General features: G+C 47.8%; 9 protein-coding genes. 1 reads left to right on the top strand and 8 read right to left on the bottom strand.

Annotation, left to right across the window (positions count from 1 at the left end):
- Position 1 precedes the first annotated feature (1 nt).
- The 3 genes from OI18_RS03970 to OI18_RS03960 all read right to left on the bottom strand — a co-directional run bounded on the left by OI18_RS03970 (position 2) and on the right by OI18_RS03960 (position 5,361).
- Positions 2–3,343, bottom strand: a complete 3,342-nt coding sequence (locus tag OI18_RS03970; RefSeq protein ID WP_052272847.1) for a SusC/RagA family TonB-linked outer membrane protein — start codon at positions 3,341–3,343, stop codon at positions 2–4.
- Positions 3,344–3,506: 163 nt separating this feature from the next.
- Positions 3,507–4,715, bottom strand: coding sequence for a FecR family protein (locus OI18_RS03965; RefSeq protein WP_052272846.1), 1,209 nt, complete (start codon positions 4,713–4,715; stop codon positions 3,507–3,509).
- A gap of 58 nt (positions 4,716–4,773) precedes the next feature.
- Positions 4,774–5,361 carry an RNA polymerase sigma-70 factor gene (locus tag OI18_RS03960; protein ID WP_152616720.1) on the bottom strand — a complete coding sequence of 196 codons (588 nt, stop codon included), beginning with the start codon at positions 5,359–5,361 and terminating at the stop codon, positions 4,774–4,776.
- 87 nt (positions 5,362–5,448) lie between these two features.
- Here OI18_RS03960 and OI18_RS03955 point away from each other — a divergent pair, with 87 nt between their 5' ends.
- The gene (locus tag OI18_RS03955; RefSeq protein ID WP_039137429.1) at positions 5,449–6,003 is read left to right on the top strand and encodes a dihydrofolate reductase family protein; all 555 of its coding nucleotides are present in this window, start codon (positions 5,449–5,451) and stop codon (positions 6,001–6,003) included.
- Positions 6,004–6,005: 2 nt separating this feature from the next.
- On the opposite strand, the gene OI18_RS24640 is transcribed toward OI18_RS03955, so the two are convergent.
- From OI18_RS24640 to OI18_RS03935, 5 genes are all read right to left on the bottom strand, one after another.
- Positions 6,006–6,164, bottom strand: a complete 159-nt coding sequence (locus tag OI18_RS24640; RefSeq protein WP_160290190.1) for a hypothetical protein — start codon at positions 6,162–6,164, stop codon at positions 6,006–6,008.
- 36 nt (positions 6,165–6,200) lie between these two features.
- A complete protein-coding gene (locus OI18_RS03950; protein ID WP_039137428.1) occupies positions 6,201–8,603 on the bottom strand; it encodes a TonB-dependent receptor in 2,403 nt (800 codons plus the stop codon).
- Between the two features lie 22 nt (positions 8,604–8,625).
- Positions 8,626–9,951, bottom strand: a complete 1,326-nt coding sequence (locus tag OI18_RS03945; RefSeq protein WP_039137427.1) for an HTTM domain-containing protein — start codon at positions 9,949–9,951, stop codon at positions 8,626–8,628.
- Positions 9,938–11,029, bottom strand: coding sequence for an imelysin family protein (locus OI18_RS03940; RefSeq protein ID WP_082037844.1), 1,092 nt, complete (start codon positions 11,027–11,029; stop codon positions 9,938–9,940). The genes OI18_RS03945 and OI18_RS03940 overlap by 14 nt, the downstream gene beginning before the upstream one ends.
- A gap of 85 nt (positions 11,030–11,114) precedes the next feature.
- Positions 11,115–12,224 carry a DUF4856 domain-containing protein gene (locus tag OI18_RS03935; RefSeq protein ID WP_039137425.1) on the bottom strand — a complete coding sequence of 370 codons (1,110 nt, stop codon included), beginning with the start codon at positions 12,222–12,224 and terminating at the stop codon, positions 11,115–11,117.
- Positions 12,225–12,323: the final 99 nt, after the last annotated feature.

Genomic DNA, 12,323 nt, shown 5'->3' with positions numbered 1-12,323 from the left:
GTTAGAAGCCTAGTTTGAAGTTTACACCCACAACACGCTGCGACGGGGAGTTCAGGTTCTCATCATCCACATCGGGATCCGAGAACTTGAATTTGGTGAACAGGATCACATTCTGCGCTGTAAGTGCGATTGAGGCAGACTTTATTCCCGACTTGCCAAACACCCGGGCCGGGATGCGGTAACCTGCTGAGATCTCACGGAGTTTCACAAAAGATTTCTTTTGAACGCCATAGTCACCACCGCGGAAATTCTGCGCGTAGTCCTGGTATGACACTTCAACATCGTTTGGTGCATATTTGCGGGAGTCGCTCACGATGTTGCCATAATTATCGAACTGAACATCGCCGGAGGTCACTTTCACTCCCTTACCGACAAAATTGGTCAGGCCGTTTACAACTTCATCATAACGGTACTGGTTATCCGAGTCAGGATTCGTGCCGGTATCCCACATCTTGTCATATACGTAGTTGTACATGAGCCCTCCAATCCTGCCATCGATATTCAATCCAACCATGAACTGCCCCATTACGAAATTGTTGATGAACCCGAAGCTGAATTCAGGATCAGTATAACCATATCGCTGACGGTAGTCACTTCTCACCGGCCGGCCATTGTTGTGAATCACGTTGCCCTGCCCATCACGAAGCCAGTAATAATCGATATAGCCATCGAGGCGCTGCCCTTTTTTCGTCCATAGGTCCTTGGCTGAAAGTGCAGAATCAATATTCACAAAGTAGCGATGCTGGTTCGACCAGTTGATCATGCTCTGCCACTCAAACTTCTTCTTCTTGATCACCGTTCCGTCGACTGTTATTTCGAATCCCTTCCGCACGAAGGTTTCGTCTGTATTAACCAATGTTGTATTAAATCCTGATGAAGCAGGAATAGTGGCGGGTACCTGGCGATTGAAATAATACTTGTTAAAGTATGCCACATCGACGTGTAACCGCTTTTTGAACAGGTAAGCGGAGGTACCGACTTCCCAGGTGCGTGCAGAAGTAGGCAGCAGATCACCACCAAACAGGTTGTCGGGATAGCTCGCAGAATTCAGGTTATTCCAGGCAGATGCAGTAGTGGAATATAACCGGTTCGTTGCAAATACATCGGCCGGAGTTTTAAACGTCGCCCACGATCCCCGGATCTTCCACATATCCACGAATGCAGGCATTTTCAGGAACTCTGACAATACAACACTCGCGCCGACAGAAGGATAGAAATAGCTGCGGTTATTTTCCGGCTGGGTAGAGATCCAGTCATTACGCCCTGTAAAGTCGAGGAATACTCCATTGCGCCATCCCAGTGAAGCCCGGCCAAAGAGACTGTTCTTCTGGTAACTGCTGTAACCGGGTGTGATGGTCGCCGGTTCAACAGATCCTGCAAGCGAATAAAAAGTCGGTGAAGTGAGCCCGTTCTTTGTACTTGCATTTAAGTTCTCGTCGATATAACGGTAAATGTTTCCACCTGCCATCGCATCGATGGAGAATTTGCCGAGCTTCTTGTTATAATTCAGGATGAGATCATCATCAGTGCTCCATCCCCATGCTTTATTGATGGAATAACGGCCTCTTGCATTCCATCCGCCACGGGTTGAATAAATGTTGGATGTCGGATTACGCCAGGTCTCTGCATTGCTGTAGACATCATAACCTACGCGCAACATCAGTTTCAGGTCACGGGTAAAATGATAGTTCGCCGTTACGCTTGCATTGATCGTGTTCTGTTCGATGCCGTTCAGTTTCTCATTTGCTATCAGGTAGGGGTTGTCGTACCACGCATCGTATAACCAGTTCTGCGTTTGGTTTGGCGTTTTCCAGTAGTTGCGGTATTGACGGATATCGTACTCCGTGCCGGTCCACATGATCAGCTGGTACAAGTATCCCTGGTTGCCATAACCAGTACCCCATACCTGGGGCGCCTGCCTTTTGCTGACGCCCATACGACCTTCCAGTGCGAATTTGTCAGACGCTTTTATATCACCGCTCAGGGTGAAGTTGTACATATTCAGCTTGGCATTTGGAAACTGTCCCCTGTTGTGAACATGGTTGAAGCTTGCCCTGAAACCACCGTTCTGGCCACTCTGGGAAACATTGATATTGTTATTGGTAACGATACCCGTACGCATGAAATTCTTCAGGTTGTCCTTACCCACGGAATTAAGCGGACGATCATCCTCGAACTGCATGGTTTCCGGGTTCCAGTCGCGGGCAGTATTACCTGCATTCAGTCGGGGGCCCCATACGTAATCGTTATCTATTTGTCCATACTGGCCGCGGCCATAATTACTCTGAACTTCTGGCATGGCCAGGTATCCCAATTGGAACATCGTGTTACTGTTGATGTTCACAGACAAGCCCCTGCCCGCAGCTTTTTTGGTTGTTACCATCAGCACACCACCGCTTGCCCTGGCCCCATAAAGTGCAGACGCTGTAGGACCTTTCAGAACATCGATGCTTTCAATATCATCTGTGGGGATATCCCTGAGGGTCATGTTTCCATATGCAACACCGTCAACAACAAGCAGGGCGTTCTCGCCGCGGAGCTGGATAGTCGGACGGGCAAAAAATTCCGTAGAGTTCTTTATTACAAGTCCTGAAACCTGGCCCGTAAGAGAAGTAGCCACATCAATTCCTTTAACGGTTTGAATGGCTTCCGCCTTTACTTTCTGCACCGCATAGCCGAGTTGCTTTTCTTCTCTTTTGATACCAAGTGCAGTAACAACTACTTCATCGATTTTCTTTTCTGAAAGTTTCAGGGCAATGCTCCCGGCTCCCGCACCTGATGCAGGAAGTTCCGTTGGCTCATAGCCGACAAATGAAATAACAAGCACACCTCCTGTCTCGGGCGCCTGTAAAGTAAAATACCCGTTTACATCCGTGGTCGTACCACCCGGTGCGCCTTTTAGTTTTACTGAGGCGCCCGCGAGAGGATTTCCGTTCTCGTCGGTCACCCGTCCGCGGATCTCTACAAGTGCGGGAGAATCTTTATGCCCCGGTTCTGCAACCGGCGTATTCTTCAGCTTCAAAACAATGGTATTTCCTACAATGGAATACGTCAGCGGCTGGTTCCTGAAACAGATGTCCAGCGCCTGCTCCAGCGGCATGTCATTAGTCCGGATGGTTACCCGGTTGGCCTGCCTGAGCCAGGATTCATCAAAGAAGAAAGCGTATCCCGTCTGCGATTTAATGTCCCGGAAGATCTTATCCAGCGGGACATTGCTCCTGGAGAGTGTCACTCTCTGGGAAAAGCCATTGGCGCTTACCTGCAGGAAGCCGGCCACTAATAGTATGGCTGTAAATTTCATGATCAGCAACGTTTTGGTTGTTGCCCTTTGGGCCTTTTGCATACTTTTGTACAAGTTTTGGGTTAAACAATAGCAGTTTGTCGAACGAATTGTAAACATTGGATAACTCCGACTTTCCGCCGCCCCGGCTCTCACCCCAGGGCGGCTTTCTTTTCGCAGGACCTATCCTATTATTGATCTATTATTCTTTGTTTCTTTTTTCCTCTCATTCACTTATGATCACCTTCCTTCCATTCATCCTGAAATAAATTTTGCTTTCCTCCAATATCTTCAACACCTCCTTCAGATTGGCATCGCGGGAAATTTCGCCACCGAACTTGCGGTCAGGAATTTTACCGGCATATTCAACTTCGACATTATACCACCGGCCGATCTGCCGCATCAGTGTGGCCATGTCTGTCTTTGCAAACGAGAAGAATCCATTCTTCCAGGCAACCACCGCATCAGTATCCACATTCGGGAGTACAATTAAACGATCCTGCTGCACCTGGGCCTGTGAGCCGGGAACCAGTGTTTTCACCTGCATGCCCTTGCGGACATTTACCTTCCCCTCAATCAATGTTGTCATCGCGCTGGATTCATCTTCATAAACGTTCATATTGAAATGAGTGCCGAGCACTTCAACAACCATGTCATCACCGGCCCGCCGGACATGGAATGGCTTTGAAGCATCTTTTGCTACTTCAAAATATGCTTCACCGGTTATCTCTACATTTCGTTCATTCCCGGAAAAAGTGGCAGGGTAACGAAGCGAACTCTCACTGTTCAGCCATACCCGTGTTCCATCGCTCAGCCTGAGACTTACTACCCTGCTGCCACGGGGATTGAAAAGGGTATTGTACTGCATATCCCCCGCAGATCTCGTATCGGCATTATAAGTGATTTGCCCATCACCGGTCTTGACCACATTTACATTTCCCAGGTCAGCAAGCGTACCTGTTCCCGCACTGTCGAGGTAAATTTTTTCCCCGTTGGCCAGCGTAATGATAGCCTTGTTCCCCGTGGGAGCCTGCCCCGCATTGGGGACCGGATCCGCGGCCACTTTGACTTGTTCCGTGCTTTTGTCATTCATTACGAGGTAGGTAATGGCACTGCCGAGCATGACAAGGATGATCGCAGCAGCAGCCATCCGGAAGTACTTCCGGTAAGGGACACTTGCTTTTTCAATCTCCACTGGTGCCGACTCGTTAGCCTCATCCATCATCAGGTTGAACCTGTCATCCCACTTACTGGCGTCCACGTCAGCTTTCTCCTTCGCCGTTTCCCATTGGGCTTTAAGCGCAGACTCTAGTGATTTTGCGTCGTAGTCTTCACCGGCCATTTGCAGAAGCTGGTCCAGTTCTTCCTTCGAGATGCTGTTATTAAAATATTTTTCAACCAGTTCGTGCCAGGTTGTTTTCGAGTTTTCAGACATAGCTGCCTGACAAGACGATAAAAAATGGATGGATAACTACCCGGCCAGAAAAAAAATTTCAGATCCGGCCAATGAAGAGGATAACAGCAGCAAGGTCGAGGTTTTTTGCAAGGTAATTGCGGATGAACCGCTGTGCTTCGACTATATGGTTATTGACTGTGGCTTTGGAGATTGCAAGCTTTTCCGCGATCTGGTCATGGGTAAATTCCTGTTCACGGCTCATCTGGTAAACTTTCTTACGCTGCGGGGAAAGCATATCGATTGCTTTCCTGACTTCCTGGACATATTCTTTTTCGACAAGGAGATTGTCGGCTCGCGCAGACGAAGCGGCAGCTATTTCTTCCCACAACAGTTCCTTCAGGCGCGGATTCCTGTTTGCGGCCCGCAGGAAGTCGATCGATTTATTATGCGCAACCCGGAAGAGGAAAGCGTCCATGTTGTCGATCCGGTTCACAAGGTCCCTGCCCATCCAGATCTTCATGAAAACATCCATAACAAGCTCTTCAGCTGCCTGTTCGGATTTCACTAAGCCATAAACATAATGGAACAGCCTGTTGCGATAAGCATCGAACAGAACCTTGAAGGCTTTTTCATTACCGGCCGCCAACATCGCCAAAAGCTCTCGATCGTTAGAAAGCGTTTCCACAGGCACGCAATTTGGACGGCAATATAAACGAAACCCATAAATGTTTTTATATTACCGGCAATCGTTTGCATAATAAGAAGGAATGATATGAGAAAAATTATCCTGAACCTGGCAGTTACACTTGATTGTTATATTGAAGGACCTAACGGCGAAATCGATTGGTGTAACACTGATGACAGTGGCGATACCGATGCATTCTTTGACCGTTTCCTCCCTGATGTTGATGCAATCTTCTATGGCCGCATCAGTTATGACCTGTGGGGACAATACCAGCCACCCGCAGAAGCCACTCCCGGCGAACGAAAGATCATGGACATGATCAACAGTAAGAAAAAGTATGTTTTTTCAAGGACCCCGCGGACAGATGACAAGGCGACATTTATTACTTCAGACATTCTCCAACGGGTAAATGAGATCAGGAACGAGCCAGGAAAAAATATCTGGCTCTATGGCGGCAGTAACCTGGTTACAGAATTCATCAATGCAGACCTGGTAGATACTTACCTGCTGGCAGTCTTCCCGGTGATACTGGGCTCAGGAAAACCATTGTTCTCCGGCATAAAAGAAAGGAAAAACCTTAAACTGGAAAGTGTGGAAACTTCAAAGTCTGGTGTTATGCTGGTAAACTATTCGCGGCGGTAACCTCAGTTCGTTGCGATCAACGACATAATTGCGATGAAAAGCATGATCATCACTGCCTGGTAATAGTTCCAGGCACGACTCATGCCGTTGTCTTTGTCATAATTGTAAAGACTGACAAATACGCCTACGAGCGGAATCCAATATATGGTTTTGTTTTGCACGGCTCCTGTGCAAATGATTCCCTGTAAAGTTACGCTTTACATCTTGAACTGGAGCGTTACATAGATGTTTCGTTTATCCGCCGGCATGATACCAGGACCGGGATAACCATCAGCACGCCGGGTAAAATATTTCCTGTCCGCCAGGTTATTCACCCCGCTGTAAATGGTAAACCATCTCCAGTTATAACCCACACTCAGGTCCATTACGCTGAAAGCGGGAATGGCACCATCTACTGCGGTTGGTGTCGACTCGGCATTTGTTGCATCGGAATATTGTTTCGCCTGGTATGAGAACTGGTACGTGACATTGAAACGTGGATTGCCAAAAGACAAGCCTGACCGGAAGAGAACCGGTGGCACATTCTCAACCAGGTTATCGTCGATTGCTGTGTTCTTCGTATTTATATAGCGGGCATCGATAAGCGACAGGTTGGTATAGAATGACAGCCTGTATTTTGACGTCCCTTGCGATATTGCTTTCAGGATATCCCCTTCAAGCAATACTTCCAGTCCGAAGTTCCTGCTGTCGGATACATTGGTTCGTAGCCGGTAGGTCATAAAGCTGGTATCGCGTGTAAAGATGGATCCTATCCTGTCATTATACTTCAGGTAAAAGACACTGACGTCTGCATAAAGCCAGTTGCGGAATGTTCCGCGGAAACCAAGGTCGATATTATAACCGGTTTCATCTTTCAGGTTTGGATCCACCCGGGAATTGGTATTGACCACCCGGATATCATTAAAGTTGATGCTCCTGTAATTCTGAGAGATATTGGCATAGAATTCAGATGCTGCTCCCAGCTTCCAGGAACTTCCGATGCCAAGCAAAACGAATGACCTGGGATTGGACTTATTTTCGAAGACCTTCTCATCTTCGATGTACATGTTGTTCTTGTAGTAATACCCGTCAGCTTTTGTATTGATGTGTTCGTACCGCACACCCGGAGTGATACTCCATTTTTTGGTAACCCTGAAGATATTTTCCGCAAAGAGGGCAACATTGTTCCCGGGAAAACGGTAGGAAGATTTATTGGGTTCCGGCCCTTCAAACTCAAAGTCGGCACCGCTTCCATCGCTTCCATCGCCCTGGCTTCTTTTGGTAAGTCCCTTGTAAACCCGCACCCCGGCAAGAAATGTATTGCGCTCGTTATTCAGCAGTTTATACTGGTGAATGAACCTTAGCTCGGAACCGAAGTTGTTGTATTTATCGGACATGAAATCACGCGGGCCTCCATTGTCCGGCCGGTTGATATAGGAAAGGATGCCAATCGCATCACGGCCCCCGATCAGCGAATAGTTGCGCCAGTTGAGGCGCGTGTTTTCGTTGAACGCGTAATCAAAAGTCAGGTTGACCAGGTTCCAGTTCACCTCGAACCAGTTTCTCGCCCTTACCGAAACTGAAGGGTCTTTTTCGAATTGTTCGTCTGTTAGTCCGCCAGGCTGTTGCGCCAGGTAGTGCATGAAACTGTACTGGCCGGTAACTTTTAACCTGTCGGTTACTTTGTAAGCCAGGTGCGCGTAGGCATTATGCTGGTCATAGTGGCTGTTGGGTCGCCAGTCATCGCCACGCTTGTATTGGTAGAAGGTATAATAATTCAGTTTTTTATTTGCAACCGTGCCGCCTATGCTATTGAATGAGTTGAAGAAGCCGTATGAACCTGCCGTTTGCCTGCTGGTGATCTCAACCGGCTTATCCCGCGCTCCCTCTTTCATTACGAAATTGATCAGGCCACCGAACTGCGGACCATATTGCAGGCTGGCAGCACCGCGGATGATTTCAATCCTGTCGAGTGCTTCGGCCGACGGCGTGTAATAACTTTCGGGGTAGCCGAGTGCATCTGCACTGATATCATAACCGTTCTGCCTGATATTGAAATTAGAGGAGCGGTTCGGACTGAGACCACGGCCGCCGACGCCCAGCTGCAAACCACCACGGTCGTTCTCCCAGATGTTCAGGCCGGGTACCCGTGCATAGATCTGCCTCGTATTATTGGTAGCAAGGTTGGCATTGACATTTTTCAGGTTGATCACCTCTGTTTTTTTCCCTGCATAGATCGCGGTTCCCGAAACATCATTCAGTTTGCCGGAAACAGATTCACTCTTCAACGTCTTCACCACCACTTCGTCCAGGATAGTGGTGTCATTCTGCAGGTTAATATCGAGCACGACGCTTTTATCGTTCAGGCTCAGCGTTTGCCTGTAAGTCTGGTACCCCGTCAGTGTTACCACGAGCTCCAGGATCCCTGAATCAACATTTGCAAAACGGAAATAGCCATTGTCATTGCTCAAAAGGTTTTTCTGAACAGGTAAAAGCTTAACCGATGCGCCTGCACCCGGTTCATTTCCTATCCTGACAGTCCCGCTGACTGTCTTCCCCTTCTGGCCAACAACCAGCAGGCTTACCAAACATGCTAAAACAACAAAAATGCTCTTTCTCATCACAGTCCGACTATTTTGACTTTTAATTTTTACTTGTTTCTTTCTGCAACACCCACGCATAATGTCCCCAGCCCTGTTTCTGCGCAGCAAGGTTCACGGTCGAATCAATAAACAGCGCAGATCTCGAACCGTTTAACGACACATAAACTTCCCCATAAACTTTCGGTTCCGTAATTCCTTTTTTGGCATACTCCGCAGCCAGGTAATGTGCATACTTAAGGATCATATCGGGCTGGGTACTCATCATTTTTTCCTGCAGGGGTGTAAGAAACTCCTTATTGTTTACCGTATAGAATTCCTGCCCTGACTTATCCTTTACTGTAAAGTAGGCTGCACCCGACTTTTCCATCAGCATTACCCGCCAAGAAAACCTGTACCCCTCTTCGTTCCAGAAAAGGTGACCAGGATACAATAAAAAACGCAGCGGTATCAGCACCTGAGCAAATGCATATATTATTATTGCCGCCGTAATGAACCTGGGATACCTGTAATTGTAAGATGTCTGTAATTGCGACAGTAACCTGTTCTTATAAAATGGCAGGTACGACAACAATTTCTCATGAAATTCCCCGGAGAAGAAAATAAGGCTGCTCACGATCATTACATAAGGAAACATCCCGATACCGGGGAAGAAAACTGCCGTTGCGATGTGGAATATCAGTACAAATCCATATGCAATGGGCCGGCTTTTTTTATTGAGGAGGAAGAATACAATGAACAGGTCGTAGGCGGCACCAAACCATGAGAACAGGTACGCCACCCATTCTTCATACATAAACTGGCCTACAACCGGCAGGTGGCTCCTTGCGGGCAGCCACGTCTTCATTGGCTCAGCCCTGAGCAGCCAGTCGCTGTTCAATTTTGCAAGCCCGGCAAAGACATATACAATTGCCATCTGGAAACGCAGGATCCCGATCGTCCAGCGCGGAGTTTCCTCTCGCCTTATTTCCGGGCGACGCCAGGCATCGATCGAATAGTCACGATTGGCAGGTAGCCAGATCATGATAAATGCGACGAGGCTGATAAAGTAGTAATGGTTGAGGTAGGTAGTAACATCGATCAGCTCAACATACGTAAACCCAAGGAAAAACACCACTATGGCAACCCGGTAAAACCAGCCAAGTGCAACCAGTAAAGCAGCCAGGGTAATGACCAGGAACAGCAGGTGCATACCGGTATTTCCCAACGGCTGCACCCAATCAAAGCCCATGTAGGTGAAATGAAATTTCGGTTCCACATACACCGAGGTTACCCAGCCCCGCCACCAGAAACGCAGCAGGCTGAAAAACATCAGGAGCCCGAAGGTGATCCTGAAAGTAACCAGTGGGGCTATTCTAGTCACCGTCATTATCCATGTAAGTAATCTGTACACCTGTTGCAGAAGCAACATCCGTTTTCAACAGGGTCAGCAGCTTCTGGATCTGCTTATATGCTTCTTCCACAGTTGCCGGGCTGCCGGTAAAGGCCGCAGACAAAGGTGCAGGAATAGCTTTCAGCGCGTTGATGGCAATATCAAACTGCGCCAGCACATCCGTGTTCAATTGTTCTTTTTTCAACAAAACCAGGTAATCAGCGATGCCATCGCCGGACGCACCGGTATAGTAGTTTTTTAAAGCGGTAAGATTGGCCACTGCCAGGTCTCCCGAGATCCCTGAAAAATATGCTTCGGCTTTGTCAGCGAATACTATACCATTGGATTGCTTTCCAAATGGATACCCGATCCGCGGTCCTTTCAGCGCATCCATTTCAAAAGCCAACTGGTTTACAATGCTTCCTATGGAACTACCAACATCTGTTTTCAGGGAATTGACGAATGTAGTGCGGTAAGAACTATTCCATTGAGAAAGCGCATTTCCGCTGAGTGTGGCGATCCGGTCCATTACATCTCGCACATATTTTTTCCGATTGGCGGCATGAGTGTCAGTTGTAAATTTTTCAACCGCATTATCGGAGAAAAGGAGGTAATCAAGTGCCGGCAGTCCCTGCAGGCTGTCTGAAATTCCTGGTTGGGTAAAATTATAAGTGCCACTGGCAACGCCGGCTTCGATCTTACTTGTAGCGGGCGGAAATGTATTGACATAGCTGTTAAGCTGAAGCGCGGCAGCCGGGCCAAAATAAGGCATAGATACGTTTTCAAATGCCAGGTATGCCGTTTTGAAGGGCGCCTTTACTGCATCGCGCGTTGCAGCCGACGGATTGTCGAGGAAGGCATTAACAGCAGCTTCCAGCAGGTCCATCTTTGCGATAAAGTCGGTATAACCAGGGATGATGATGTTGTCGGCATAGTTGACCAGCATCCCCTTCTTAAACTCATCGGTGCCAGACGGGTTGTTGTCATTGGGATCATCATCGCTCTTGCTGCATGCGAAAAAAAGCACCACAGTAAGCATCAGCATAGTACTTAAGACAAATCTTTTATTGGTCATAACGGGCCTGTTTTTTAAAGCAATATGACAGCCTCTGAATGTTGATCAAAGGCTGTCAATGAAAAAGTTTCGCGAAATTAAGTCATTAAGGCTGCAACTGACCATACGCGGTAGTAAGGATAGCCTGGGCCTCTTTGAGTTTGGTATTGCTGGCGTCATCGGCCAGTACATAGAAATCAGTTTTAAGAATGTCGACCAGTTTCAGGAAGTTAGCCTCGCTAAGCTGGCTGTTGGCAGCACGATACTTCAGGGCGAGCATGAAGCCGAATCCTTCTGACAGGCTATGGAATTTAGCGCCAAGGTCGGCCTGGGTCTGCGATGAAGTTACATAGTAGTAACCGGCAGCTGCGATGGTCTTTTCCAGGTACTCCTTAATGGTCGCGATAGCTGCGTCACGGGTTACATAGTCTTTAGCTGTAATAGCTGCACGACCCTTACGGAAAGCTTCGAATACCTTTCCACCCGCCTGGATATATTTACCCCGCTCGCCAAAATATCCACCAATTGCAAGCGGACGATCAACAATCGCAGAGGTATATGCGAATGCCGTATCATAGTCTTTGGGAATTCCTACATACCCGAATGCCAGGTCCCAGTTGTGTTCCATTGCAGTTCCTGAGCCGTTAACCGGTGATGTGTTGTCGTCAGTTTTAACTTTATCAAGGATCGCATTGATATTATACAGGGCAAGGGAACCCATCATGCCTTTGGCAATTGCCTGGTTGAATTCAAGGCCGGTGTAGTTGTAAACCCGGCTGCCGTACTTACCGGCGACACCGCGGGAGGCAGGAGTATTATAATACTGGCTGATCTTTACCATCGAATCTGCCAGCACTTTAAACACTTGTGCATCTGCGGTCTTTCCTGACAGGTTGAATGCCAGTACATTCAGCGCGTCCTGGTTATAGGGCACATTTCCTGCAGTTTCAGCGGTAAATGCATTGTTGGTGTTGTTCCAGAGGTAGTTGACGCTATCCTGGCTGAGCTGGCGGGAGCTGCCCTTTCCGAGGATGCCGGTATAGCCTGCCCACATACTGATCCGGGCGGCTGATTCTGAATATTCTACGTTATCAAAATTATAGGTATCAGGAACTGTGTAAGGCTTAATAGAAGGCCCATCATCATCTTTACTACAGGAAACGAGGGAAGCGGATAAAAACAGAGCAGCAGAAAGTTGGATCAAATTGAATTTCATTCTGTTAAAGTTTGAAATGCAAAATTATCCGAGAGCTGAAAGCCGGCTTTACGAAAAGAGGAAAACGAACACCGAATTCGGGAAAAACTAAATTATTTA

The organism is Flavihumibacter solisilvae (assembly GCF_000814475.1).
In the GTDB taxonomy this organism is placed as follows: Bacteria; Bacteroidota; Bacteroidia; order Chitinophagales; family Chitinophagaceae; genus Flavihumibacter; species Flavihumibacter solisilvae.
Note: the sequence above shows the minus strand (reverse complement) of the source record. Positions and strands in the feature narration are given on the sequence as shown.

Bases quoted from the DNA above. Each gene is read 5' to 3' on its own strand.
- OI18_RS03955 (WP_039137429.1), top strand. From the start codon at position 5,449: ATGAGAAAAATTATCCTGAACCTGGCAGTTACACTTGATTGTTATATT.
- OI18_RS03970 (WP_052272847.1), bottom strand. From the start codon at position 3,343: ATGCAAAAGGCCCAAAGGGCAACAACCAAAACGTTGCTGATCATGAAA.
- OI18_RS03940 (WP_082037844.1), bottom strand. From the start codon at position 11,029: ATGACCAATAAAAGATTTGTCTTAAGTACTATGCTGATGCTTACTGTG.
- OI18_RS03965 (WP_052272846.1), bottom strand. From the start codon at position 4,715: ATGTCTGAAAACTCGAAAACAACCTGGCACGAACTGGTTGAAAAATAT.
- OI18_RS03935 (WP_039137425.1), bottom strand. From the start codon at position 12,224: ATGAAATTCAATTTGATCCAACTTTCTGCTGCTCTGTTTTTATCCGCT.
- OI18_RS03945 (WP_039137427.1), bottom strand. From the start codon at position 9,951: ATGACGGTGACTAGAATAGCCCCACTGGTTACTTTCAGGATCACCTTC.
- OI18_RS03950 (WP_039137428.1), bottom strand. From the start codon at position 8,603: ATGAGAAAGAGCATTTTTGTTGTTTTAGCATGTTTGGTAAGCCTGCTG.